Annotated in this window: 24 protein-coding genes; 17 read left to right on the forward strand and 7 right to left on the reverse strand. The window is 60.5% G+C overall.

What is annotated here, in order from left to right; genetic code table 11:
• The first annotated feature begins 138 nt into the window (after nt 1–138).
• From ACEWPJ_RS03895 to ACEWPJ_RS03910, 4 genes are all read left to right on the forward strand, one after another.
• A complete protein-coding gene (locus tag ACEWPJ_RS03895; RefSeq protein WP_416511037.1) occupies nt 139–513 on the forward strand; it encodes a helix-turn-helix domain-containing protein in 375 nt (124 codons plus the stop codon).
• A gap of 78 nt (nt 514–591) precedes the next feature.
• Nucleotides 592–1,395 (forward strand): inositol monophosphatase family protein, encoded by an 804-nt coding sequence (locus ACEWPJ_RS03900; protein ID WP_416511038.1) that lies wholly within the window; start codon nt 592–594, stop codon nt 1,393–1,395.
• A gap of 126 nt (nt 1,396–1,521) precedes the next feature.
• The gene (locus tag ACEWPJ_RS03905; protein ID WP_416511039.1) at nt 1,522–2,856 is read left to right on the forward strand and encodes an 8-oxoguanine deaminase; all 1,335 of its coding nucleotides are present in this window, start codon (nt 1,522–1,524) and stop codon (nt 2,854–2,856) included.
• A gap of 50 nt (nt 2,857–2,906) precedes the next feature.
• Entirely contained in the window at nt 2,907–3,398 is a 492-nt protein-coding gene (locus tag ACEWPJ_RS03910) for a CAP domain-containing protein (protein ID WP_416511041.1), read from the forward strand.
• A 35-nt stretch (nt 3,399–3,433) separates the two neighbouring features.
• On the opposite strand, the gene guaD is transcribed toward ACEWPJ_RS03910, so the two are convergent.
• Nucleotides 3,434–4,723: a guanine deaminase gene (gene guaD, locus ACEWPJ_RS03915; protein ID WP_416511043.1), complete on the reverse strand. Its 1,290-nt coding sequence runs from the start codon at nt 4,721–4,723 to the stop codon at nt 3,434–3,436.
• A gap of 123 nt (nt 4,724–4,846) precedes the next feature.
• Between guaD and mgtE the strand changes: the two genes are divergently transcribed.
• The 6 genes from mgtE (at nt 4,847) to ACEWPJ_RS03945 (ending at nt 10,737) form a co-directional block, all read left to right on the forward strand.
• A complete protein-coding gene (gene mgtE / locus ACEWPJ_RS03920; protein WP_416511044.1) occupies nt 4,847–6,232 on the forward strand; it encodes a magnesium transporter in 1,386 nt (461 codons plus the stop codon).
• Complete coding sequence (locus ACEWPJ_RS03925) at nt 6,229–6,789, forward strand: 5-formyltetrahydrofolate cyclo-ligase (RefSeq protein ID WP_416511046.1); 561 nt, start codon at nt 6,229–6,231, stop codon at nt 6,787–6,789. Before mgtE ends, ACEWPJ_RS03925 begins: the two co-directional genes overlap by 4 nt.
• Before the next feature lie 81 nt (nt 6,790–6,870).
• Nucleotides 6,871–7,683 carry a TIGR00282 family metallophosphoesterase gene (locus ACEWPJ_RS03930; protein WP_416511047.1) on the forward strand — a complete coding sequence of 271 codons (813 nt, stop codon included), beginning with the start codon at nt 6,871–6,873 and terminating at the stop codon, nt 7,681–7,683.
• Nucleotides 7,680–8,615: a DMT family transporter gene (locus ACEWPJ_RS03935; RefSeq protein ID WP_416511048.1), complete on the forward strand. Its 936-nt coding sequence runs from the start codon at nt 7,680–7,682 to the stop codon at nt 8,613–8,615. The genes ACEWPJ_RS03930 and ACEWPJ_RS03935 overlap by 4 nt, the downstream gene beginning before the upstream one ends.
• 9 nt (nt 8,616–8,624) lie before the next feature.
• Entirely contained in the window at nt 8,625–10,406 is a 1,782-nt protein-coding gene (locus ACEWPJ_RS03940; protein ID WP_416511049.1) for an SLC13 family permease, read from the forward strand.
• A gap of 1 nt (nt 10,407) precedes the next feature.
• Nucleotides 10,408–10,737: a hypothetical protein gene (locus tag ACEWPJ_RS03945; RefSeq protein WP_416511050.1), complete on the forward strand. Its 330-nt coding sequence runs from the start codon at nt 10,408–10,410 to the stop codon at nt 10,735–10,737.
• Between the two features lie 6 nt (nt 10,738–10,743).
• Here the strand turns inward: ACEWPJ_RS03945 and ACEWPJ_RS03950 are convergent, their stop codons facing one another.
• Nucleotides 10,744–12,513: an SLC13 family permease gene (locus tag ACEWPJ_RS03950; protein WP_416511052.1), complete on the reverse strand. Its 1,770-nt coding sequence runs from the start codon at nt 12,511–12,513 to the stop codon at nt 10,744–10,746.
• A gap of 33 nt (nt 12,514–12,546) precedes the next feature.
• Nucleotides 12,547–13,140: a LysE family translocator gene (locus ACEWPJ_RS03955; protein ID WP_416511054.1), complete on the reverse strand. Its 594-nt coding sequence runs from the start codon at nt 13,138–13,140 to the stop codon at nt 12,547–12,549.
• A gap of 72 nt (nt 13,141–13,212) precedes the next feature.
• On the opposite strand from ACEWPJ_RS03955, the gene ACEWPJ_RS03960 reads away from it, so the two are divergent.
• From ACEWPJ_RS03960 to ACEWPJ_RS03975, 4 genes are all read left to right on the forward strand, one after another.
• Nucleotides 13,213–13,665: an Lrp/AsnC family transcriptional regulator gene (locus tag ACEWPJ_RS03960; protein WP_416511056.1), complete on the forward strand. Its 453-nt coding sequence runs from the start codon at nt 13,213–13,215 to the stop codon at nt 13,663–13,665.
• Nucleotides 13,666–13,736: 71 nt separating this feature from the next.
• Complete coding sequence (locus tag ACEWPJ_RS03965; protein WP_416511057.1) at nt 13,737–14,477, forward strand: YebC/PmpR family DNA-binding transcriptional regulator; 741 nt, start codon at nt 13,737–13,739, stop codon at nt 14,475–14,477.
• Nucleotides 14,478–14,562: 85 nt separating this feature from the next.
• Entirely contained in the window at nt 14,563–15,159 is a 597-nt protein-coding gene (locus ACEWPJ_RS03970) for a LysE/ArgO family amino acid transporter (RefSeq protein WP_416511058.1), read from the forward strand.
• Between the two features lie 50 nt (nt 15,160–15,209).
• Nucleotides 15,210–16,127 carry a DMT family transporter gene (locus tag ACEWPJ_RS03975; protein ID WP_416511060.1) on the forward strand — a complete coding sequence of 306 codons (918 nt, stop codon included), beginning with the start codon at nt 15,210–15,212 and terminating at the stop codon, nt 16,125–16,127.
• A gap of 52 nt (nt 16,128–16,179) precedes the next feature.
• Here ACEWPJ_RS03975 and choV read toward each other — a convergent pair whose 3' ends face one another.
• The 4 genes from choV to ACEWPJ_RS03995 all read right to left on the reverse strand — a co-directional run bounded on the left by choV (nt 16,180) and on the right by ACEWPJ_RS03995 (nt 20,133).
• Entirely contained in the window at nt 16,180–17,205 is a 1,026-nt protein-coding gene (choV, locus tag ACEWPJ_RS03980) for a choline ABC transporter ATP-binding protein (protein WP_416511062.1), read from the reverse strand.
• A complete protein-coding gene (gene choW, locus ACEWPJ_RS03985) occupies nt 17,202–18,038 on the reverse strand; it encodes a choline ABC transporter permease subunit (protein WP_416511064.1) in 837 nt (278 codons plus the stop codon). The genes choV and choW overlap by 4 nt, the downstream gene beginning before the upstream one ends.
• Nucleotides 18,039–18,051: 13 nt before the next feature.
• Complete coding sequence (locus tag ACEWPJ_RS03990) at nt 18,052–19,116, reverse strand: putative sugar O-methyltransferase (RefSeq protein ID WP_416511065.1); 1,065 nt, start codon at nt 19,114–19,116, stop codon at nt 18,052–18,054.
• 78 nt (nt 19,117–19,194) lie between these two features.
• Nucleotides 19,195–20,133, reverse strand: a complete 939-nt coding sequence (locus tag ACEWPJ_RS03995) for a choline ABC transporter substrate-binding protein (protein ID WP_416511066.1) — start codon at nt 20,131–20,133, stop codon at nt 19,195–19,197.
• 80 nt (nt 20,134–20,213) lie between these two features.
• Between ACEWPJ_RS03995 and betI the strand changes: the two genes are divergently transcribed.
• From betI to betB, 3 genes are read left to right on the forward strand one after another with little or no spacing between them, the layout of a single operon-like run.
• Nucleotides 20,214–20,795 carry a choline-responsive transcriptional repressor BetI gene (gene betI, locus ACEWPJ_RS04000; protein WP_416511068.1) on the forward strand — a complete coding sequence of 194 codons (582 nt, stop codon included), beginning with the start codon at nt 20,214–20,216 and terminating at the stop codon, nt 20,793–20,795.
• On the forward strand, nt 20,792–22,300 hold the full coding sequence (gene betC, locus ACEWPJ_RS04005; protein ID WP_416511070.1) for a choline-sulfatase: 1,509 nt from the start codon (nt 20,792–20,794) through the stop codon (nt 22,298–22,300). The genes betI and betC overlap by 4 nt, the downstream gene beginning before the upstream one ends.
• A 46-nt stretch (nt 22,301–22,346) precedes the next feature.
• Nucleotides 22,347–23,804 carry a betaine-aldehyde dehydrogenase gene (betB, locus tag ACEWPJ_RS04010; protein ID WP_416511072.1) on the forward strand — a complete coding sequence of 486 codons (1,458 nt, stop codon included), beginning with the start codon at nt 22,347–22,349 and terminating at the stop codon, nt 23,802–23,804.
• Nucleotides 23,805–23,826 lie beyond the last annotated feature (22 nt).

Genomic DNA, 23,826 nt, shown 5'->3' on the forward strand with positions numbered 1-23,826 from the left:
GTATGCCTTCGCCCGCAGGTGTCGTTCGGCGCAATTCGCTCTCTTTTTTGACGAAACCGTATATTTTCACAAATTCCATTCAGTTGGCACGATTATTGCTTTTATATGCAGGTAGTATGATTAAATCGGAGGTATGAGATGAAGCATCCAGTAGACGTGCACGTCGGAAAACGCGTGCGCCACAGGCGTTGGATGGTGGGGATGACCCAGCAGCAGTTGGCCGAGCAGGTCGGCATCAAGTTTCAGCAGATTCAAAAATACGAAACGGGCATGAACCGCATCAGCGCTTCGCGACTTTGGGATATCTCCGAAGCGCTGGAAGTTCCGGTCGCCTATTTCTTTGAAGGTCTGGCTGATGATGACAAGGCGCCTGCGCAAAGCACGACAGGGATGCCCGACGATCTGCTGGCCGATAAGGAAGCGCTTGAACTGATCCGGTCCTACTATGCGATCCCGGAAAACCAGCGCAAACGTCTGTTCGAACTTGCTCGCGTCCTAAGTGACGCTGCCTGAAAGAACGGCGAGAGCCCTTGACGCCCTGACACCCTGCGCGCTACGGCAGCGAGATGCGCCCGCCCGCAGGAAGCAGGAATGAACAGACAACTTCAACACGATTCACAATCGTTGATCGCGACGGCGCATGTGCTGGCGGATGCCGCACGCGCCGTCACGCTGCGCCATTTTCGGACGCATGATCTAAGTTCTGACAACAAGCTTGCCGATGGGTTTGACCCCGTCACAATCGCGGATCGGGATGCGGAACATGCGATGCGGGCTGCCTTGGCCGAACATCGCCCCGATGACGGTATTCTGGGTGAGGAATTCGGCGCGACCCCCGGCACAAGCGGTCTGACCTGGGTGTTGGACCCGATCGACGGCACGCGCGGGTATATCAGCGGAACGCCGACTTGGGGTGTTCTGATCGCTGTTGGCGACGCCGATGGCCCGATTTTGGGCGTGGTCGACCAGCCCTATATTGGTGAGCGCTTTATCGGTGGTCTGGGTGAGGCCGAGGTTGTCGGCCCGCACGGCACGTCGGCTCTTGCCACGCTTGGCTCGCGCCCGCTGGCCGATGCGACACTGTTCACGACCTTTCCCGAAGTCGGAACACCCGACGACCGCGCGGGGTTTGAGGCTGTGACGGCAGAGGTCAAGCTGACCCGCTACGGGATGGATTGCTATGCCTACGCGTTGCTCGCCGCCGGGCAAATTGATCTTGTGGTGGAGGCTGGCCTGAACTCCTATGACATTCAGGCGCCCATTGCCGTGATTGAAGCCGCAGGCGGTATCGTCACCGACTGGAAAGGTGGACCGGCCCATCAGGGTGGGCGCGCGCTTGCCGCCGCAGGGGTGGCGCAACACGAAGCGGCGCTGAAGATCCTGTCGAATTTCTAGCGTGCGGCGAATTGGTCGGCTATAACGCTTAAGTCTGCCGAGTCCTTCCTCCCCTTTCTGTCGGCAGAGCCACACATGCGCCAGCGCGGCGCCGAAAGGGGCGCAATTGTGTGGAAAGGACTGACTATGACGGAAACTCTCATCAAAAATGCTGACGTTGTTCTGACGATGGACGACAAACGCCGGGAACTAGCGGACCACGACATCCTGCTGAAAGACGGTGTGATCGCCGAGATCGGCACGGGGCTGTCGACGACGGGTGAGGTTGTGGACGGGGCAGGGTGCCTTGTGACTCCGGGCCTCGTGAACACGCATCACCACCTCTATCAAAGCCTGACCAAAGCCGTTCCGGGCGCACAAGACGCGTTGCTGTTTGGTTGGCTGAAAACGCTCTACCCGATCTGGGCGCGCTTCGGGCCGGAGGAGATGCGGGTTTCGGCTAAGGTTGGCCTCGCGGAATTGGCGTTATCGGGGTGTTCGATGACGTCAGATCATCTTTACCTCTACCCCAACGGCTCCCGCCTTGATGACACCATAGATGCGGCGACCGAGGTTGGGCTGCGTTTCCACCCAACGCGGGGCGCGATGTCGATTGGTGAAAGCGCGGGTGGTCTGCCCCCCGACAGCGTGGTTGAGAGGGACGAGGATATTCTGAACGACTGCATCCGCGTCGTTGATGCGTTTCACGATCCAAGCGAAGGCGCGATGGTCCGCGTCGGTATCGCGCCCTGTTCGCCGTTTTCTGTCAGTCGTGACCTGATGCGCGACGCCGCGCTGCTGGCCCGCGATAAGGGAGTCATGCTGCACACCCATCTGGCCGAGAATGACGAAGACATCGCCTATAGTCTTGAAAATTTCGGCTGTCGACCGGGACAATACGCCGAGGATCTGGGCTGGACTGGCGACGACGTCTGGCACGCCCATTGCGTGAAACTTGATGGGCAGGAGATTGATCTGTTCGCCCGGAGCAAGACCGGGGTCGCGCATTGCCCGTGTTCGAACTGTCGGCTTGGCTCTGGCATCGCGCCGGTGCGGGCGATGCGGGATGCGGGGGTGAAGGTTGCGCTGGGTGTCGATGGATCGGCGTCAAACGACACGGGTAATTTGGTGGCTGAGGCGCGGATGACTATGCTGCTTCAACGTGTGCAAAACGGCGCTGACGCGATGAGCGGCCGCGAGGCGCTTGAGATCGCGACCCGCGGCGGGGCAGAGGTTCTGGGCCGCGACGACTGCGGGCAAATCGCTGTTGGCAAGCGCGCTGACATCGCGATGTGGGACATGCGCGGGGCCGAGGCGGCCGGCAACTGGGACAAGGCCGCACTGCTGCTTGCGGGGCCGATGAAGGTCAAAAATCTGTACGTAGAAGGCCGCAAAGTCGTCCAAGACGGTCATATTGTAACCATAGACCTGCACAAAACTGCCGAACGTCAGCAAGAACTGGCCGACAAGCTAATGGATTAACCTCCCGTTAGTGCTGCCTCGGTCAACTTGCCCTAGTTATCGAGGTTGCAATGTACAGATTCTTTCTTCTTCCGATTGTCCTGCTGATGATTGCAGGTCCCGTTCACGCTGTGGACAACTCCGCTCAGGTGCAGCGGGTTGCGGTTCGTGCCGCACCGTCTGGCACGATTGCGCACAACGTCGGTTCGCTGCTGAACCGCGAACGTCAGGCGCGCAACTTGCCCGCCATTTCACACAGCAACACGCTAAGCGCGGTTGCGCAGGCGCACGCGAATGACATGGCGCGGCGCAACTACTTTTCGCACACGGGCGCCGATGGTTCGACCATCAGCCGCCGGATCAAGCGTCGCGGCTACCGCCCGTGCCTGTCCGCCGAAAACATCGCCAAGGGCCAGCGTAGCCCGCAGGAAGTGATGCAGGCGTGGATGAATTCCGCCGGACACCGCCGCAACAACCTGCACCACCGCGTGCGGGAATATGGCGTCGGCTATAGCGGTGATGGCCGCTACTGGGTTCTGGTCTTTGCCCGCCCGGGCTGCTGAAATCGAACGTCTGAATTAGGCGATCCGGGGCCGCGCTAGCCCGCGGCCCCTGCGATGCGCGTCTCAACAACCGCGCGGTCATCGCCCATCATAAGCGTTGGGAACAACGCCTCCCATTCCGTCTCGGCCCGATCCGCCCGCTGCGCAATCACAGCGGTCGACGACAGATCAAGCACGACGATATCCGCCTCCATCCCTTTCGCGAGATTGCCGATCTTGTCGTCCAGCCGAAGTGCGCGGGCCGACCCAACGGTCGCCAGCCAATATAGCTGCGCCGGATGCAAGGCGGTCCCGCGAAGCTGCGCGATCTCATAAGCCGCCGCCATCGTCCGCAGCATCGAAAAGGACGACCCGCCACCGGTATCGGTCGCTAGCCCGATCCGCTGTCCTTCACCCATCAAGCCCGCCATGTCGAACAGACCGGACCCGATGAAGGTGTTCGAGGTCGGGCAGTGGACAAGGGCCGCATCAACCTCTCGCAATCGCGCGCGCTCTCGGGCAGTCAAGTGGATCGCGTGGCCATACATCCCGCCGGGGCCGAGCAGGCCGTGCGCCTCATACGTGTCGAGGTAGTCGCGCGCATCGGGATAAAGCTCTGCCACCCACGCGATTTCATCGGTCTGCTCGCTCAGATGCGTTTGCATCAGGCAATCGGGATGCTCGCCCCAAAGCGTACCAAGCGCCGCAAGCTGGTCGGGTGTCGAGGTTGGCGAAAACCGCGGCGTAATGGCGTAAACACCCCGCCCTCGCCCATGCCACTTTTCAAGCAGACGCTTGCTGTCGTCATAGGCGCCTTGCGCCGTGTCGCGAAGACCGTCCGGCGCGTTGCGGTCCATACAGGTCTTGCCAGCGACGACGCGTTGATTGCGCCCTTCCGCCGCCTCAAACAGCGCATCGACGCTTTCGGGATGGATGGTGCAAAAGCTCGCCATCGTCGTCGTGCCGTTCGCGCGGGTCAGATCAAGGTATCGCGCAGCCACGTCTTTCGCGTAATCCGCGTCGCCAAAGCGGGTCTCTTCCGGGAACGTATAGGTGTTTAGCCAGTCGATCAGTCGCTTTCCCCAGCTTGCGATGATGCCCGTCTGGGGATAGTGGGCGTGCGCGTCAACGAAACCCGCGGTGATCAGCGCATTGCCGTGATCGACGACATCCGCGTCGGGATAGGCAGCGCCAAGCGTATCGGCCCCACCCACGTCTTGAATGATACCATCCGCGATCACGACCGCCCCGCGCCGTTCCCAGATGGCGGCATCCTCAATCGGAGCGTGGAACGGGTCATCGGCGAACCGCAGGGTTTGCCCCAGCAAAACCGTCGTTGATGTCATTGGCAAGTCGCTCCTTCCAGCGGCCACGATACGGTGTAGCGCGGCGGGCGTAAATTCCCTGAATTGGCCCTGTTGCTTCGCCATTCCTTTGGCTAAGGTTTGGCCAACGGGAAAGGGGCGGGCATGAGCGACGAAGACCTCGATATCGAAGAGCGCGAAGACGAAGATTTTTCGCTTGATCGAGGTTTGGTCCCGGCCGTCCGATTGGCCTTGGCGTCTGGTGACAGCGCCCGTCTGACCGAAATCCTTGAACCGCTCCACGCCGCTGACATCGCCGACCTTCTGGAACAGGTCGATAGCGGCGACCGGCGCGAGATGCTGCTGCTTGGCGCGGGCCTGTTTGATGGCGACGTGCTGTCCGAACTCGACGACTCCCTGCGCGAAGAGGTGATTGAGTTCCTGCCGCCCGAAATCTTGTCGGACGCGGTCCGGGATCTTGAAACCGATGATGTCGTCGATCTGGTCGAAGACCTCGAAGACGACCAGATGGAGACGATTCTTGGCGCGCTTGAAAGTGCCGACCGGGTCGCCGTCGAACAGGCGCTGTCCTACCCCGAGGAGTCCGCCGGCCGCTTGATGCAGCGCGAGATCGTGATGGCGCCGGAGCACTGGACCGTTGGCGAAACCATCGACTACCTCCGCTCGCAAGACGACCTGCCGGAACAGTTCTATCACGTGATCCTGACCGACCCGCGCCTGAAGCCAGTTGGCTATGTGACGCTTGGCAAGCTGCTCGGCGCGCCACGGATGACGCCGCTCAATACGATCACCGAAGACAGCTTTCGCATCTTCCGCGTCACCCAACCGGAAGAAGATGTCGCCTATGCCTTCAACCAATACCACCTGATTTCCGCGCCGGTGGTCGATGAGGATGACAGGCTGGTCGGCGTCATCACCATCGACGACGCGATGATCGTTCTGGATGAGGAGAACGAAGAAGACATCCTGCGCCTCGCCGGTGTCGGCGAGGAAAGCAGCCTGTCCGACCGGGTTATCGAAACCACGAAACGCCGGTTCCCGTGGCTTTTCGTAAACCTGATCACCGCCATCCTCGCGTCGATGGTTATCGCACAGTTCGAAGACACGATTTCCCAGTTCGTCGCACTCGCCGTTTTGATGCCGATTGTGGCGTCCATGGGCGGCAACGCGGGCACGCAGGCGCTGACCGTTGCGGTGCGTGCGATTGCGACCAAAGACCTTACGGGCTCTAACGTCTGGCGGGTGATCCGGCGGGAGTGCATGGTCGGACTCGTCAACGGGTTGATCTTCGCCGTGGTGATGGGGGCGGTCGGATACCTCTGGTTCGGCAGCGCGGTGCTGGGCGGTGTGATCGCGGCAGCGATGGTCATCAACCTGGTCATCGCCGGGCTTGCCGGGATCTTGATTCCAGTAACGCTTGAACGGCTCAAAATCGACCCCGCCTTGGCGTCCGGCGCATTCGTGACGACCGTGACCGACGTTGTCGGCTTCTTCGCGTTTCTCGGCCTTGCAGGATGGATGCTGTTTTGATTGATCTGAACGAAGTGAAAGCCGAGGCGCGCAAAGCTGCGTTCGCCCGCCGAAAAACGGCACATGAGGCGGGTCACGATGCCCTGGGCGCCGCACGACTGCTTGAACTGTTAGAGCCTTACGCCGGTCGCACGCTTTCTGGTTACATGCCGATCCGCACCGAGATCGACCCGCGCCCGGTGATGGCGCAGATGGCGGAAACGGGCTTCGTCACCGTTCCGGTGATTGAGGGCGAGGGCCAACCGCTTCGCTTCAGCCGCTGGACGCCAGAAAGCGAGATGGTTGATGGCCCCTTTGGTGCCCGCATCCCCGCCGTGGCAGACTACTACGAACCCGAAGTGCTTATTGTGCCGCTCCTTGCCTTCGACCGGGCGGGCAACCGTCTCGGCTATGGCGGCGGGTTTTATGATCGAACCCTTGAACGCCTGCGTGCGATCCGCCGAACCATCGCAATCGGCTTTGCCTACAGCGCTCAGGAGGTTGACGATTTGCCGACCGAGCCGACCGATCAAAAGCTCGACTACATCGTGACGGAACAAGGCACGCTTAGCTTCTGAGCTTCATCCTGCCAAAAATACTCGCGCCGCAGGCAAGAAATCTCATTGCGCGCGGGCGGTATCGGGCCTACCCCTTTTGCCATGAAAATACTGTTCCTTGGTGATGTCGTTGGTCGCGCAGGCCGCAGCGCGATTGTAGAGCGTCTGAAGTCCTTGCGAGAGGATTGGCGGCTTGATGTCGTTGTTGTCAACGCTGAAAACGCGACCTCGGGCGCGGGGTTGTCACCGGCGCACGCAAAAACTCTGCTCGATGCTGGGGCGGATGTGCTGACCCTTGGCGATCATGCGTTCGATCAGCGCGACATGCTCAGCTTTATTGAGCAGGAACCGCGCATTATTCGTCCGCTCAACTTTGCCAAGGGCGCGCCGGGCAAGGGTGCGCGGCTGATCGATGCCGGACGGGGCCGCAAATTGTTGGTCGTGCAGGTGCTCGGCCAAGTCTTCATGAAACGCGCGTTCGCCGATCCGTTTTCGGCCGTCGAGGCGGAGCTGAAGAAACACCCGCTCGGCGGCGTCGCGCATGCCATTCTGGTCGACATGCATTGCGAGGCAACGTCCGAAAAGATGGGCATGGGCCACTGGTGCGACGGCCGCGCCAGCGCCGTTGTCGGAACGCACACGCATATTCCAACGGCGGATGCCCAGATTTTGTCGGGCGGCACCGCGTTTCAATCGGATGCAGGCATGTGCGGCGACTATAATTCGGTTATCGGGATGGAGAAGGCCGAACCGATGCGCCGCTTCGTGACAGGCATGGGCAAGGGCCGTTTCACCCCGGCGACCGGAGAGGCGACGCTGTCCGGCCTCTACGTTGAAACGGACGACCGAACCGGGCTCACCACGAAAACCAAGATGATCCGCGTCGGCGGACGGCTAGAGGCGGCCACTCCATGAGGGGTACGCCCGGGCTCGTCCTGATCCTGATCGTTCTGGGCGCGGGTTGGGGGATCACGCAACCTCTTGCGAAAATCGCGGTGTCAGGCGGGTATCAACCGCTCGGCCTGATTTTCTGGCAGATGGTCATCGTCGCGGTGGTGCTGGGCGTGATCGTTCTACTGCGCGGGCGGGCGTTGCCGATGACGGCACGGCATATAAAACTCTACACCATCATCGCCTTGATCGGCACGGTGCTGCCGGGCGCTGCATCCTATCGTGCGATCTTTCATTTGCCGTCAGGGGTAGTTTCGATCCTGCTCTCGCTCGTTCCGATGATCGCGTTTCCCGTTGCGTTGATGCTCGGCAACGACCGGTTCAGTTGGTTTCGGTTGCTCGGGTTGCTGACTGGCCTCGTCGGAGTCCTGCTTCTGACCGTGCCAGACGCGAGTTTGCCTGAGCCGGACCTTGCCATCTGGGTGCTCATCGCGCTGCTTGCCCCGGTGTGCTACGCGTGTGAGGGGAATTACGTCGCCCGTTGGGGAACGGAAGGTCTCGACCCGATCCAGACCCTTTGCGGCGGATCGATCATCGGTATGATCATCTCGCTTCCACTTGCCGTCTTTAGTGGGCAGTGGATATCGCCCTTGCCGCCTTGGGGCGCGGCGGATGGGGCTTTGCTGGCGTCTTCGGTCATACATGCAGGTGTTTATTCCAGCTATGTTTGGCTCGTCGGTCGGGCCGGTCCCAGCTTTGCCGTTCAGGTGTCCTATCTCGTTACGGGGTTCGGCGTTCTATGGGCGATGGCGCTGCTGGGCGAGGCATATTCCGGCTTTGTCTGGGTCGCGATGGGGCTAATGCTGATCGGGATCTTCCTTGTTCAACCGCGGGAAAACAGCGCGCTTGTGCCTGCGCCCTCGCTCGGTAATGATAGCCCAGATGACCAAGTCTGACGTGACCTGATGGACCTGTTTTCCTTCCTGTCCCCGATGGGGGAGGCGATATTGGCCCTTTGCGTGGTTGGGGTCATGTTTCTGCTGTTTATTAAGGAAATTTACCCGACCGAGGTGGTCGCCATCGCGGGCGCCGCCGTCATGCTCGCGACCGGAGTCCTGCCTTACAAGGACGCGCTGACCGTGTTGTCGAATCCCGCGCCGTGGACGATTGCCACGATGTTTATCGTCATGGGGGCATTGGTGCGCACCGGGGCGCTCGACTGGTTCACGCAGGTGGCGGAACGGAACGCCGAAGCGCGCCCCGTTCTGTCCGTCGCGGCGCTTATGGGGTTTGTCATCATGGCTTCGGCAATCGTGTCGAACACGCCGGTCGTTGTTGTGATGATCCCGGTCTTTGTCCAACTCGCCCGCAAACTGAAGGTGTCGGCATCAAAGCTGTTGATCCCGCTCAGCTACGCCGCGATCCTTGGGGGAACGCTGACCCTGATCGGGACATCGACGAACCTGCTGGTCGATGGTGTCGCGCGGGCGAATGGGCTCAAGGCATTTTCGATTTTCGAAGTCACGCCGCTCGCCATCATCCTAGTTGCGTGGGGGATGCTGTATCTGAGGGTCATCGGTCCGCGCCTGTTGCCGGATCGGGACAGCATGGCGAACCTGCTGTCTGACAAGTCAAAGATGAAGTTCTTTACCGAAGTCGCGATCCCCGAAGACAGCGAACTGATCGGGCAGGAGGTTGTTACCATAGACCTCTTCAAACGCGAGGGTGTGCGGCTGGTCGACGTTCTGCGCGGTGACGCGTCTTTGCGTCGTGACCTGCGCGGGGTCGAATTGGAGCCGGGCGACCGCGTTGTTCTGCGCACCGAAATGGCAGAGCTTCTGGGCCTTCAGCAATCAAAAGAGGTGCGGATGGTGGACAAACTGTCCTCGGTCCAGACCTCAACCGTTGAGGTGCTGATTTCGCCAGGATGTCAGATGGTCGGGCGGTCGCTCGGCTCGCTCAGACTGCGGCGTCGGTATGGTGTTTACCCGCTCGCGGTTCATCGCCGGAACCAGAACATCGGGCGCAAGCTGGATGATCTGGTTGTTCGGGTTGGCGATACCCTGCTGCTTGAGGGCGCACCGGGCGACATTCAGCGGCTGGCGGCGGATATGGGCCTCGTCGATATTTCGCAGCCTTCAGCGCGGGCCTACCGCCGCCGCCACGCGCCGCTGGCCATCGCAGCGATGCTTGGCATTGTCGCGCTTGCGGCTGTCGGGGTCGCGCCGATCTTCCTTCTGTCCGTCCTCGCGGTCGCCCTAGTGCTGCTGACCCGCTGCATTGATGCAGAGGAGGCGTTTTCCTTTGTCGACGGCAGATTGCTCGCCCTGATCTTTGCAATGCTCGCGATTGGGGCCGCGCTGGAGGCTTCGGGCGCGGTAAAGCTGATTGTCGATGCGGTCGCGCCCGCGTTGGGTGGCCTGCCGCCCTTCCTGATCGTCTGGGCGATCTACCTGCTGACAAGCGTCCTGACAGAGCTTGTGTCGAACAATGCCGTGGCCGTCGTCGTGACGCCCATCGCGATCGGGCTGGCAACCGCGCTCGGGATCGATCCGCGCCCGCTGGTCGTTGCGGTGATGGTTGCCGCATCGGCAAGTTTCGCAACGCCCATCGGCTATCAGACGAACATGCTGGTCTACGGGCCGGGGGGCTATCGGTTCACCGATTTCATGAAGATCGGGATACCGCTGAACCTGTCTGTCGGGCTGCTCGCTTCGGCCCTGATCCCGTTTATCTGGCCGTTGTAGGATGCGGCGAGTCCTCATCTTATGCGGCCTGCTCGCCGCCTGCACGGCCACCGGAACCGGACCGCGTTCCGGCCCCGCAACGGTGGAGGAGGTGATCCTTTACCGCGACAACCTGACTGTTGAGATGAGCGATGGACGCCTCTGCACGGGCGTGCGGAATGGCGCGCTGTCGGGGTGGCGCGGCGTTCTCGGCGGTTGCCCCTATCCGTTGCCGTTCACCGTGGCCCGTGCTGGCAAACCAGCGCCGCGCGTGGTTCTGAGCGAGGGCGTTCAGGGCACGATTAGCGTGCAGATAACGACGGAAACCGGGGTTTTGACGTTCGGGCGGTGATCCGGCCTACAGCGGCCAGAACACAAGGATCGCCGGGATGGATACGGCGACGACAAGGATCTCCAAAGGCAGCCCAATCCGCCAGTAATCACCGAAGTGATACCCGCCGGGACCAAGGATCAGCGTGTTGTTCTTGTGGCCAATGGGCGTCAGGAAGGCGGATGATGCGGCCACCGCGACCGCCATCAGGAATGGATCGGGATTAACCTCAAGGCTACGCGCCATCTGGATGCCGATCGGGGCGGCGACAATCGTGGTCGCCGTGTTGTTCAACACATCGGACAGCGTCATCGTCACGATCATCAAGATCGTCAGAATAGCCCACGCTGGCATCCCTTGGGTCAGATCAACCAGTGCGCCGGCGATTAGCTCAGTCCCGCCGGAGGTTTCCAGCGCTGCGCCAAGCGGGATCATTGACCCAAGCAGGACGACGACGGGCCATTCGATATGGGTATAGAGTTCCGAGATCGGCACGATCCGGGTCAGGACATAGGCGACCACGACGATCCCCAGCGCGATAGGCAGGTAGATCAAGCCAAAGCTGGCCGCGCCGACCGCCCCGGCGAACAAACCAATAGCGGTCCACGTCTTTGTGTTTTCCGTGACAGCAAGCCCCCGATCGGCGAGCGGCAAGCAACCCAGCCACTCCACAACCTCATTCGCTGTATCTTTCGGCGCGAGCAGCAGCAGAATGTCGCCCGGCTTGATGACGGTCTTGCGCATCTGTTTGGTGATCCGGCGGCCTTGGCGCGATATGCCCATCAGAACGGTGCGCCTGCGCCATGCCAGACCGACAGATTGAACCGTTTTGCCCGCGACGCGGGAACCGACCGGCACCACGACTTCGACAAGGTTAAGGCCGTTGCCTTCGGCGTGCAGCAGCTCCTCCCGCCGCTCATCCGAAAAGGCGAGTGACAGGGCCGAGCGGAATTCGTCAAGCGCGTCCGGCGTCGCTTCAAGAACCAGCGCGTCGCCTTCTTTCAGTTCGACGTTTTTCGCGGTGCCATAGCGCCGCTCTCCGTCGCGGATCAGGCCGAGGATGGCGACATCGCTTTTATCGGCGGTTTCGTAAAGCTCTCCGACCCGTTTACCGATGTGCTTTGAGTCCGTAGGAATCGTCAGCTCGGCGATGTATTGCTGCACTTCGGACACGGAGGTCGGGTCTTCGCGCTGCGGGATCAGCCGCCAGCCGATCAGTGCAACGAAAATTAGACCCGCAATCGCCGTGATACCGCCAACCGGGGCAAAGTCGAACATCTTGAACGGTTCGCCCAGCGTGTCATTTCGGATCGATGCGATGATGATGTTCGGTGGCGTCCCGATCAGCGTCGCCATCCCGCCGAGGATCGTTGCGAAAGACAGCGGCATCAGGCTAAGCCCCGGCGCACGGCCCGCCTTGCGCGCGGTCTGGATATCAACTGGCATCAAAAGGGCAAGCGCGGCGACGTTGTTCATAAACGCCGACAAAACGCCGCCAATCCCGCCCATCAGCGTGATGTGGCCGCCCAAGCGACGCGAACTGTCAACAAGCGTGCGGGTGATCAAATAGACCGCCCCCGACCGCACCAGCCCGGCCGAAACGACCAGCACCAGCGCGACGATCAGGGTCGCCGGATGCCCAAAGCCGGAAAACGCGTCTTTTGATGGGACAACGCCCAGCACGACACCCGCCATAAGGGCAGAAAACGCCACCAGATCATAGCGAAACCGCCCCCAAAGAAGCAGGCCAAACACTGCGCCAAACAGCACGAACAGGATGATTTGATCGGTCGTCATAACCTCCGTGTGTAACGCCCCTGATCGGCGGCGTCACGGAAAGATCACGGGCTTTAGCGATGCAACCAGTAGGATCGCCATCGTCCAGTTGAAAACCCTCAACCGCATCGGGTTCGTCAGCAACCGTCGCATTTGCTGGCCGATCAGCGTCCATGAACTTGTCGATGTGATGCTTGTCATTGCGAAAACCAGCGCGACCAGCAGGATCGCCGGAACGGTCTTGGCAGGCGCGTAGGCGGCGATGGAGGTCAGCGCCATCGCCCATGCCTTTGGATTGACCCATTGAAACAGCGCGGCTTGAAGGAACGTCATCGGGTGGCCAGGGGCTTTGGTTGCGTCAGGCGGGGCCGCATTGGCGATTTTCCACGCGAGCCAGCCGAGGTAAAGCACGCTCACCGTTTTCAGGATCGTGTAGCTGACCGGGTAGGCGTCAAAGACCTGCACAAGCCCAACTCCGACCAGAAGAACCATGACGGAAAAGCCGATGCCAACGCCAAGCATATGCGGAACGCTCCGCCGAAACCCGAAATTCGCCCCCGATGCCATCAACATCAGGTTGTTCGGCCCCGGCGTCATAGACGAGACAAAGGCAAAGGCGACCAACGCGATGAGGAGTTCATATGTCATGTCGCAATTATTGCGCATAACTTGCGCCATGAAATTGCAAAGACTCGCAAATTGCGCTAAATTGCGCAACGGATGGGCAAGATAGACGAAATCAACGAAACGATATTGCAAGAGCTTCGCCGTGACGGCCGGATCAGTAACATAGATCTCGCCGAACGTGCGGGCCTGTCGCCCTCGGCCTGCCTGCGCCGGGTGCAAGAGATGGAGCGGTCGGGCATTATTAAGGGTTATCGCGCGGTTCTGGACGGCGCGGCGCTTGGCGCGGGCTTCATCGCTTACGTGACGGTCGGCCTCGCCGATCACAGCAAGGCCGCGCAGGAACGGTTTGAACGCGATGTCCGCCTGTTTCCCGAGGTGAGGGAGTGTCACAATATCACCGGCACAGTCGAATATCTGCTGCGGGTCGAGGCGCGCGATCTGTCCGATTACAAACTGTTCCACACTGACAAGCTTGGCATGGTGCCGCAGGTCCGCCAGATCACCACGCATGTCGTCATGGGATCCCCCAAGGATGAGCGCGCCTGACGCGGGTTGCAGCCCGCCCCGCGCCTGCCGTATAGAGGCGCAACACGAATTTTCGGGGTAAGGAGAGGGTCATGGCCGGCCATTCCAAATGGGCAAACATTCAGCACCGTAAAGGGCGGCAGGACGCCGCGCGCTCCAAGCTGTTTTCAAAGCTCTCGAAAGAGATCACGGTCGCCGCAAAAATGGGCGACCCAGATCCCGAGAAAAACCCGCGTCTGCGCCTTGCCGTGAAAGAGGCGAAATCGAACTCTGTTCCGAAGGACGTGATCGACCGCGCCATAAAAAAGGCTGTCGGTGGCGATGCTGAGACTTACGACGAAATTCGCTATGAAGGCTACGGCCCGAACGGTGTCGCCGTGATCGTCGAGGCGATGACCGACAACCGGAACCGCACAGCGTCGACGGTGCGCTCCACCTTCAGCAAGAACGGTGGTAACCTTGGCGAAACCGGCTCTGTCTCTTTCATGTTCGAACGCAAGGGCGAAGTGACCTATCCGGCTGACGTTGGCGATGCCGACACCGTAATGATGGCCGCGATTGAGGCTGGTGCTGAGGATGTCGAAAGCTCCGACGACGGGCACATCATCTGGTGTGCAGATACCGACCTTAACGACGTCTCCAACGCGCTTGAGGCTGAGCTTGGAGAGTCAGACTCCACCAAGCTGATCTGGAAACCCGTCACCACGACTGAGATGGACCTTGAGGGCATGGAAAAGCTGATGAAGCTGATCGACGCGCTTGAAGATGACGACGACGTGCAACGTGTCACCGCCAACTTCGAAGCGTCGGACGAGGTTCTCGACCAGCTTTGACGGGGCAATCCACCCGCAAGATATCACCGCTTGAAGCGACGCCACATTTGCCGGACAGTGGCCGTTCTGGCAGGGAGGCATTAGCATGGACGCAGTGATCGCGGGGTTTGCGCTCGGCTTCTCGCTGATTTTGGCAATCGGGGCGCAAAACGCGTTCGTTCTGCGGCAAGGTATCCGGCAGGAACACGTCTTTGCCGTGAGCCTCACCTGCGCACTGTCCGATGCGGTGCTGATCGCGGCCGGGGTCGCCGGTTTTGGCTGGATCGTCGAACAAGTTCCTTGGCTTGCCCCCGCGATGCGCTATGGCGGTGCGGCTTTCCTGATCCTCTACGGCCTGCGCAGCGCCTGGTCCGCATGGCGCGGCGGAGAAGCGCTGGAGGCCGCGGATACCGGTGCGCGATCCCTGCGCCGCGCGCTTCTGACCTGCCTTGCCCTTACATGGCTGAACCCGCATGTGTATCTTGATACGGTCGTGCTGCTCGGGTCGGTTTCGACAAAATACAACGCGCCCCTCCAATTCGGGGCAGGGGCGGTTGTCGCGTCTTTCGTATTTTTCTTCGGGCTTGGCTACGGCGCGCGCCTGCTGGCACCGTTTTTTGCCCGTCCGTTCGCGTGGCGCGTGCTCGACCTTGTCGTCGCGCTGACGATGTGGGCGATTGCTGCGGGGCTGCTGCTGGAATAATCGCCAAAATCGGCTTGCCAATCCGGGGCTGCTCCTGTCCTCTCCGCCTTATGGCTGAAACGGGAAAAGATGCGCGAGGGCGCGGCCCCCTGTGGGGGGCGTTCTGGATGATCGTGACGGGTCTTTGCTTTGTCGCCGTCACGGCCATCGTCAAGCACCTTGGCGGCGATGTTCCCGCCGCCCAAGCCGCCTTTCTACGCTATGTCATCGGCCTCGTCTTCGTCTTGCCGATGATCGGGCCGATGCTGCGGGCGCGGCTTGGTGGCAGGGACATCGCGCTGTTTTCACTTCGCGGTGCAATGCAGACCTTTGGCGTGATGCTGTGGTTCTACGCAATGACCAAGATTTCAATCGCCGAGGTGACAGCCATGAATTATATGTCGCCCGTCTATGTCACCATCGGCGCGGCACTCGTGCTGGGCGAAACCTTCGCCGCCCGCCGGATGCTTGCGGTCGTCGCCGCCTTGATCGGCGCGCTGCTGATCCTGCGCCCCGGTGTGCGGGAGCTGTCTTCTGGTCACGTCGCGATGCTGTTCACGCCGATGTTCTTCGCCGTAGGCTACCTGATCGCAAAACGCATGGCGGACACTGTCAGCCCGGCAGTTGTGGTCGGAATGCTCTCCGTCACCGTAACAATCGGCCTCGCCCCATTCGCGTGGGCCGTCTGGGTGCCCGTCAGTTGGGTGTCGCTCGGCTGGCTGACGCTGGTCGCGTTCTTCGCGACGGCGGGTCACTACACCATGACATTGGCGTTTCGCGCCGCGCCCGTTTCCGTGACGCAACCGGCGACATTCCTACAGCTCGTCTGGGCGTCGCTGCTCGGCGCGGCAATCTTTGCGGAGCCTTTGGACACCTGGGTCATGCTGGGCGGCGGCATCATCATCGCCGCGATCAGCTTCATCAGCTGGCGCGAGGCGACGCTGAAACGCCGCTCCATCACACCGCCGCACACCGCCACAAAAGTCTAAGCTCCAGCCGCTTCATCTTGCCAAAAATACTCTCGCCGAAGGCATCTGCCCTCTAACTGCGCGGGTCGAGCAGTTTGGCGAGCACCCGATCCTTGGTCACCTGACCGATGATCTTTCCATCCTCGATGATGCCGACAGGCTGGCCCGTGTCGCCAACCTTCTCCATCACCTCACGAATGTCGGTGTCCGGGGCCACGGTTATCTTCGGCGTTCCTGTCGCGGGCTCTGACACATCCCGCGCGCAGAGCACACCAAGCGGATTCATGTTCGCGACAAAGTCGGCAACATATTCATTGGCAGGGTCAGAGAAGATATCCTGTGGCGTACCGCACTGAACGATCCGCCCGCCTTCCATGATCGCGATGCGGTCGCCGATTTTGAATGCTTCGTCCAAGTCGTGGCTGACAAAGATAATGGTGCGCTTCAAATCGCGTTGAAGGTCCAAAAGCTCATCCTGCAACCGCGTGCGGATCAGCGGGTCGAGCGCCGAAAACGGCTCATCCATCAATAGGATCGGCGCGTCCGTCGCAAAGGCACGGGCGAGGCCCACGCGCTGCTGCATCCCGCCGGAAAGTTCGCCAACTTTCCGCTCGGCCCATTCAGATAGGCCCACCAGCGACAGTTGCTTGTCGACCTGCTTTGTGCGCTCGGCTTTCGCCATCCCGCTCAGCTCCAGCCCCAGACCTACATTCTCGCGCACACTCCGCCACGGCAGAAGGCCGAACTGCTGAAATACCATCGCGACCCGGCTTTGCCGGATACGGCGCAGCGTTCCGGCGTCGGCATTCGTGACATCGACCATCTGATCGCCGTTGTTCACATGAACCGCCCCCCGCGCGACCGGATTCAACCCGTTGACGGCTCGCAGCAACGTGGATTTGCCCGATCCCGACAACCCCATCAGAACCAGAATTTCGCCCTCCGCCACGGTCAGCGAACAGTCATGCACCCCCAGAACTTGCCCAGTCTGTTCCTGAATCTCGCCCCGCTGCCCGCCGGCATCCATCAGCGGCAGAGCAGATTGCGGCTTGTCCCCAAAAACGATTGAGACTTTGTCGAATTCTACGGCTGTGCTCATGATTTCCGCTCCACCCGCAGCATCCGGTCGAGCATGATGGCCACGACGACGATGATGAATCCAGATTCAAACCCAAGCGCCGGATTGACCTGATTAAGCGCACGCACCACCGGCACGCCAAGCCCATCGGCCCCGACCAACCCGGCGATCACGACCATCGACAGTGACAGCATGATTGTCTGGTTCAGCCCGGTCATGATCTGCGGCAAAGCGTAAGGTAGTTCGACCTTCCAAAGCGTCTGCCGCGGCGTGGCCCCAAACGCCCGTGACGCTTCAAGCAGCGGGGTCGGGGTAGAACTCACCCCAAGATGGGTCAGGCGGATCGGTGCGGGCAGCACGAAGATCACTGTCGCGACCAGCCCCGGCACCATGCCGATGCCGAAGAAAACGATCATCGGGATAAGGTAAACGAAGGTCGGCAGGGTCTGCATAAGGTCCAGAACCGGCCTCATCCCCTTGTAAAGATTAGGTCGGTGCGCCGCAGCAATTCCGATTGGCACCCCAAGCGCCATACAGAAAATACAGGCAAACAGAACAAGCGTCAGGCTCTCCAACGTTTCTTCCCAATACCCTTGGTTCAGGATGAACAGAAAACCGACAAGGACCAGCAGGCATGGTTTCCAACTGCGCTGAAGCGCCCATGTCAAAGCGACAAACAGCGCGATGACCACCAACGGATTGGGATACTGCAGCACCGCAAGCACCGTATCGATCATCGCGTCGAGCCCGTCCTCGATCCCCTCGAAAATCACCCGCCCATTGTCGCGCAACCACTCGAACACGTCCTTCGCAACGCGTCCTACGGGTATCTTGTTTTCAGTCAGCCAATCCAAGTTGCCTAGCCTTTCAGTCCGATTTTTTGAGTGGAGTCTTGCGGGTGAGTAGGGACACTTCCGAACGGAAGCTTCTGTCCGGGGTTTCATCGCCGTGAACCAGACTGTCGCGCGCCGTCATTTCAAACGCGTCAAAGCCGTCAATCACACCGTCCGTCGTGACCTTTTCGAATGTTCCCGCTTCGCCTGCCTTGGTGGCGAGGGCTTTGCCGTAACGGCTGTTCCGCATCAGCACGTGTTTTTCGGTTAACGGCTGAACAAGGCGGACGTAGTTGGCCACGACCGACGGTTCCATTTCCTGAAAGGAGATGAAGTTGGCGAACACATCGACAGTGCCAGTCACCTTCGGCAACTGCCAAGGGCAGAGGATCACAGCGCGGTAAGTCTTCCGCAACTCCTCCAGATCAAGTGTCTCCATCGTGCGGCTTTGCGCGTAGTCGAGCACGTTTTCCGCACCAAACACCTGTTGAAGATACCAAGTCGACACGGCGGCAACCGGGGGAATATCCACATTCACATAGAACGCATCCGACCGACCTTTGAGGACGATCTCACCCAAGCTGCCGTAGCCGCCACCGATTTCTAGCCAACTCTTGATCCCATTCGTATCGACGTTGCGCTCCATCAGCGTCATGGCGCGTAGGTAGCTGAGCATGGATTTGCTGTAACTGTTCGATCCAAACTCAAACCGCTCGCCGCCGCCAACGTCGCTTTCACTGACGTCTTGCAGACCCAGGGCGCTGCCGGTCGTCGTTGCGCTGAACAGGCGGTAGTCGGTGCGCCCGCGCTCCAGCCCGGTGACCGCCTTGCTGTACGATTTGCGTTTTCGGTCGGACAAGCGGTTGAGAAAGCCGTCGATCTGTTTTTTCCAACGGCGGTAGAACTTGTCGCCGTAGTTCGGGACGAAATATCCGAGCGAAGAGTTGAGTGTGCGAAACTTCTCGAACCCATGCTCTCGCAGCTCGTCGACCAGAACGGCGACCCCGCCTTCCCAGAAATTTGTCGGACGAAACTCAACAGGTGCAGAGTCCATGTCCGACAACATGACTTCCATTAGCGTTTGTCCGTCATCCGCCATTTGGGCCTGCCGATCAGTGCTGTTTTATATGGAAAATGAAACCCGCGCCGGATCGCGGCACGGGTTTTGCGTCAGTCGTTACCCGTCCAACGCCGACTTAACCGCTTCCATGGCATCGCCGCCATCTTTGGTCGTCACGCCGTCAAGCCATGGGCCAAGCACGTCCATGTTCGCTTTCAGCCAGTCGGATGCGGCGTCTTCGCCGTCTTGGCCTTCGTCAAGGATCGCGCCCATAATCTCGTTCTCCATCGCCAGCGAGAATTCGAGGTTTTGCAGCAGCTTGCCGACGTTCGGGCAGTCTTCGACATAACCGGCACGGGTATTCGTGTATACGGTCGCGCCGCCCAGATCCGGGCCGAAATAGTCGTCGCCGCCGGTAAGGTAACCCATGTCAAAGTTCGCATTCATCGGGTGCGGTTCCCAGCCCAGGAATACGATCGGCTCTTCCTTACGGGTTGCGCGGTCAACCTGCGCCAGCATCCCTTGTTCGGAGCTTTCGACGACCTCGAACCCTTCCAGCCCAAAGGCGTTTTCGTCGATCATCGACTGGATCAGGCGGTTGCCGTCGTTGCCCGGCTCAATCCCGTAGATGTTACCTTCCAGCGCGTCTTTATGCGCGGCGATATCCGCGAAATCAGCGATCCCCAGATCCATCGCGGCCTTGTTGACGGCGAGCGTGTATTTCGCGCCTTCGAGGTTTGCGCGCACGGTGTCGACGGTGCCCGCTTCGCGATAGGCGGCGATGTCGCCCTCCATCGTCGGCATCCAGTTGCCGAGGAATACGTCAACATCCCCTTCGGCGAGAGAGATGTAAGTGACCGGCACCGAAAGCACCTTCACATCGGTTTCGTAACCCAATGCATCAAGCACGACCGAAGTTGCGGCGGTTGTCGCGGTAATATCCGTCCAGCCAACATCCGAGAACGTGACCGTTCCGCAATCCGCGTGCGATCCGGCCGCAGCCTGGCTTGCGATTGCCGCGAGCGCGATCGCGGACAGAGTGGTTTTCAGTTTCATGGTGTCTCCCCGTTTTTTCTTGATTGACGAGTCAATTAAAATCCAACAAGCTTGATAAAGCAACCCTTCAGGAGAATTGGATGCCCAAGCTTGGGATGGAACCTATCAGGCGCGAGGCGCTCGTGAAAGCGACGATCACAGAGATCGGGCGCGCGGGTTCGCTTGATGTGACTGTCAGCCAGATCGCCAAGCGGGCAGGCGTATCCAGCGCGCTGGCGCATCACTACTTTGGCGGGAAGGAGCAGATATTCCTCGCCGCGATGCGCCATATTCTAACGGTCTACTCGGCGCAGGTGCGGGGCGCGCTCCTGCTGGCCAAAACGCCGCGGGATCGCGTCGAAGGCATCATCCGGGCGAGTTTCGAGGCCGGGAATTTCCGCCCCGAAGTCATCAGCGCATGGCTGAACTTCTACGTGCAGGCGCAGACGTCGGACGCGGCCCGCCGGTTGCTACGAATCTATCAGCGGCGCCTTCATTCCAATCTGCTTGCGGGCCTGCGCCCTCTGATTGCCGATCGCGCCGACGCTGCCGCGTTGGGGATCGCCGCGATGATTGACGGCCACTACATCCGCCACGCGCTGAAAGATGCGCAACCTGACGGTCAGGGTGCCTCTGATATGGTGATCGCCTATCTCGATTTTGTGCTGGAGCGAACGACATGACCAAGCCGAACATCCTGATTTTCATGGTCGACCAGTTGAACGGAACGCTGTTCCCGGACGGCCCCGCTGATTGGCTGCATGCGCCGAACCTCAAGAAGCTCGCCGAACGATCCGTCCGGTTCCGCAACAGCTATACCGCCAGCCCGCTTTGCGCCCCGGGTCGGGCCGCGTTCATGTCGGGCCAACTGCCCTCGCGCAATGGCGTATACGACAATGCGGCGGAGTTTGTGTCCTCCATCCCCACTTACGCCCACCACCTTCGGCGTGCGGGTTATCAGACCTGCCTGTCCGGCAAGATGCATTTCGTCGGCCCCGACCAGATGCACGGGTTTGAGGAACGCCTGACGACCGACATCTACCCCGCCGATTTCGGCTGGACGCCGGATTATCGCAAGCCGGGCGAACGAATTGACTGGTGGTATCACAATATGGGCTCCGTCACCGGAGCGGGCGTCGCCGAGATCTCCAACCAGATGGAATATGACGATGAGGTTGCGTATCACGCCACGCGCAAGGTCTATGACCTCGCCCGCGGCCACGACGACCGCCCGTGGTGCCTGACCGTCAGCTTCACCCACCCGCATGATCCTTATGTTGCACGTAAGAAATACTGGGATCTCTACGAGGATTGCGAACACCTGCTGCCCGATGTTCCGGCGATGGCATACGACGACCATGACCCACACGCGCAGCGTATTTTCGACGCGAATGACTGGCGCAGCTTCGACATCACCGAAGATGATATTCGCCGATCCCGCCGCGCTTATTTCGCCAATATCTCTTACCTAGACGACAAAATAGGCGAGGTGATGGAGGCGCTGGAAGCGACCCGGCAAGAGGCTGTGATCCTCTTCGTATCAGATCACGGCGACATGCTGGGTGAACGGGGTCTGTGGTTCAAAATGTGTTTCTACGAAGGCTCCGCCCGCGTGCCGCTGATGATCGCAGCACCGGACCTTTCGCCCCAACGGATCGACACGCCTGTCTCAACCCTTGACGTTACGCCGACGCTCTGCGACCTCGCCGGGGTTGCCATCGATGAAATCCTGCCGTGGACCGAGGGCGAAACCCTGCTGCCGCTGGCCAAAGGCACTCCACGCACCAGCCCCGTCGTGATCGAATACGCAGCAGAGGCAAGCTATTCGCCTCTCGTCGCCCTGCGCACCGGCCCGTGGAAATACACGAACTGCGCGCTCGACCCTGAGCAGTTGTTCAATGTCGACACAGACCCGCATGAACTCATCAACCTTGCCGACGACCCGGCCCATGCCGAAACGCTGGAACTGTTCCGGGTCGAGGCCGCGAAGCGCTGGGATCTCGAACGCTTCGACGGCGAGGTGCGCGAAAGCCAGGCCCGCCGCTGGATCGTCTACGAAGCCCTGCGCAACGGCGACTACTACCCCTGGGATTACCAGCCGCTTCAAAAGGCGTCCGAGCGCTACATGCGTAATCACATGGACCTTAACACCGTCGAAGAAAACCAACGGTTCCCGCGCGGTGAATAACCGTTTCATCTTGCCAAAAATACTCTCGCCGAAGGCATAGAATCTAATGCAGAACGCCCAACCCACCGCGAGCCATTTCATCAATGGCGCATACGTCGAAGAGACCGCTGGCGACGTGATTGACGTGATATACCCCGCAACCGGCGAAGTGATCGCGACCGTCCACTCCGCAACCCCTGCCATTGTCGAACGGGCGTTGTTCGCGGCGAAAGCGGCGCAGGCGGATTGGGCTGCGATGACCGGAACGGAACGGGGCCGTGTGCTGCGCCGCGCGGCTGACATCATGCGGGACCGCAACCGCGACCTCAGCGTTCTGGAAACGCTCGACACCGGGAAACCGTTGCAGGAAACGCTGGTCGCGGACGCAACTTCCGGCGCCGATGCGCTTGAATATTTCGGCGGCCTCGCTGGGTCCGTCACGGGCGAATACATCCCGCAACCCGGTGGCGATTTCGTCTATACCGTGCGCGAACCCTTGGGCGTTTGCGTCGGTATCGGTGCGTGGAACTACCCGACCCAAATCGCGTGCTGGAAGGCTGCGCCCGCGCTCGCCTGCGGCAACACGATGGTGTTCAAATCCTCTGAAACAACACCGCTTTCCGCGTTGAAAGTGGCCGAGATTCTGATCGAAGCGGGCGCGCCCAAAGGTGTCTTCAATGTCGTTCAGGGCATGGGCGCGGTCGGCGCGTCCCTCATCACCGACCCACGCGTCGCCAAGGTTTCGCTGACCGGATCGGTTCCGACAGGGCGCAAGGTCTATGCCGCCGCAGCGGATGGCATGAAGCATGTCACGATGGAGCTTGGCGGCAAGTCCCCCATCATTATCTTTGACGACGCCGATCTTGAAAACGCGGTCAGCGGGGCGATCCTCGGGAACTTCTATAGTTCCGGTCAGGTCTGCTCCAACGGAACGCGGGTGTTCGTGCAGAAGGGCATCAAAGAGGCGTTTCTGGCGCGGCTGTCCGAACGACTCTCAAACGCCGTAATTGGTGATCCAATGGATGAGGCGACAAGCTTTGGTCCGATGGTGTCCGAGGCACAGATGAACATCGCGCTTGGCTACATCAAGCAGGGGCAAGCCGAAGGGGCGCGGCTGGTCTATGGCGGTAGCCGTCTGAATCGCAACGGTTTCTACCTAGAGCCGACGGTCTTTGCCGACGTCACTGACGACATGACCATCGCGCAGGAAGAGATTTTCGGCCCGGTGATGAGCGTTCTTGATTTTGACGTTGAAGCAGAAGCGATGATCCGCGCCAATGCCACGGAATTCGGACTCGCCGCAGGTGTGTTCACCGCCGACCTGACACGCGCGCATCGCGTGGCGCGAAGGTTTGAGGCGGGCACCTGCTACATCAACACCTACAACAACGCGCCGGTCGAGGCGCCTTTCGGCGGGGTGAAGATGTCGGGCGTCGGGCGCGAAAATTCCAGGGACGCAATCAACCACTATTCACAGGCGCGCACCGTCTATGTGTCGATGAATGATCTGGAGGCGCCCTATTGATGGGTGGCTTTGCGGGGAACGG

The sequence above is a fragment of the Aliiroseovarius sp. YM-037 genome, from assembly GCF_048060095.1.
Lineage (GTDB): Bacteria > Pseudomonadota > Alphaproteobacteria > Rhodobacterales > Rhodobacteraceae > JBLUOA01.

What these genes read in the sequence shown, in the direction of transcription:
- ACEWPJ_RS03895 (WP_416511037.1), top strand. Translation starts at nt 139, where the DNA reads ATGAAGCATCCAGTAGACGTGCACGTCGGAAAACGCGTGCGCCACAGG.
- ACEWPJ_RS03900 (WP_416511038.1), top strand. Translation starts at nt 592, where the DNA reads ATGAACAGACAACTTCAACACGATTCACAATCGTTGATCGCGACGGCG.
- ACEWPJ_RS03905 (WP_416511039.1), top strand. Translation starts at nt 1,522, where the DNA reads ATGACGGAAACTCTCATCAAAAATGCTGACGTTGTTCTGACGATGGAC.
- ACEWPJ_RS03910 (WP_416511041.1), top strand. Translation starts at nt 2,907, where the DNA reads ATGTACAGATTCTTTCTTCTTCCGATTGTCCTGCTGATGATTGCAGGT.
- guaD (WP_416511043.1), bottom strand. Translation starts at nt 4,723, where the DNA reads ATGACATCAACGACGGTTTTGCTGGGGCAAACCCTGCGGTTCGCCGAT.
- mgtE (WP_416511044.1), top strand. Translation starts at nt 4,847, where the DNA reads ATGAGCGACGAAGACCTCGATATCGAAGAGCGCGAAGACGAAGATTTT.
- ACEWPJ_RS03930 (WP_416511047.1), top strand. Translation starts at nt 6,871, where the DNA reads ATGAAAATACTGTTCCTTGGTGATGTCGTTGGTCGCGCAGGCCGCAGC.
- ACEWPJ_RS03935 (WP_416511048.1), top strand. Translation starts at nt 7,680, where the DNA reads ATGAGGGGTACGCCCGGGCTCGTCCTGATCCTGATCGTTCTGGGCGCG.
- ACEWPJ_RS03940 (WP_416511049.1), top strand. Translation starts at nt 8,625, where the DNA reads ATGGACCTGTTTTCCTTCCTGTCCCCGATGGGGGAGGCGATATTGGCC.
- ACEWPJ_RS03945 (WP_416511050.1), top strand. Translation starts at nt 10,408, where the DNA reads ATGCGGCGAGTCCTCATCTTATGCGGCCTGCTCGCCGCCTGCACGGCC.
- ACEWPJ_RS03950 (WP_416511052.1), bottom strand. Translation starts at nt 12,513, where the DNA reads ATGACGACCGATCAAATCATCCTGTTCGTGCTGTTTGGCGCAGTGTTT.
- ACEWPJ_RS03955 (WP_416511054.1), bottom strand. Translation starts at nt 13,140, where the DNA reads ATGACATATGAACTCCTCATCGCGTTGGTCGCCTTTGCCTTTGTCTCG.
- ACEWPJ_RS03960 (WP_416511056.1), top strand. Translation starts at nt 13,213, where the DNA reads ATGGGCAAGATAGACGAAATCAACGAAACGATATTGCAAGAGCTTCGC.
- ACEWPJ_RS03965 (WP_416511057.1), top strand. Translation starts at nt 13,737, where the DNA reads ATGGCCGGCCATTCCAAATGGGCAAACATTCAGCACCGTAAAGGGCGG.
- ACEWPJ_RS03970 (WP_416511058.1), top strand. Translation starts at nt 14,563, where the DNA reads ATGGACGCAGTGATCGCGGGGTTTGCGCTCGGCTTCTCGCTGATTTTG.
- ACEWPJ_RS03975 (WP_416511060.1), top strand. Translation starts at nt 15,210, where the DNA reads ATGGCTGAAACGGGAAAAGATGCGCGAGGGCGCGGCCCCCTGTGGGGG.
- choV (WP_416511062.1), bottom strand. Translation starts at nt 17,205, where the DNA reads ATGAGCACAGCCGTAGAATTCGACAAAGTCTCAATCGTTTTTGGGGAC.
- ACEWPJ_RS03990 (WP_416511065.1), bottom strand. Translation starts at nt 19,116, where the DNA reads ATGGCGGATGACGGACAAACGCTAATGGAAGTCATGTTGTCGGACATG.
- ACEWPJ_RS03995 (WP_416511066.1), bottom strand. Translation starts at nt 20,133, where the DNA reads ATGAAACTGAAAACCACTCTGTCCGCGATCGCGCTCGCGGCAATCGCA.
- betI (WP_416511068.1), top strand. Translation starts at nt 20,214, where the DNA reads ATGCCCAAGCTTGGGATGGAACCTATCAGGCGCGAGGCGCTCGTGAAA.
- betC (WP_416511070.1), top strand. Translation starts at nt 20,792, where the DNA reads ATGACCAAGCCGAACATCCTGATTTTCATGGTCGACCAGTTGAACGGA.
- betB (WP_416511072.1), top strand. Translation starts at nt 22,347, where the DNA reads ATGCAGAACGCCCAACCCACCGCGAGCCATTTCATCAATGGCGCATAC.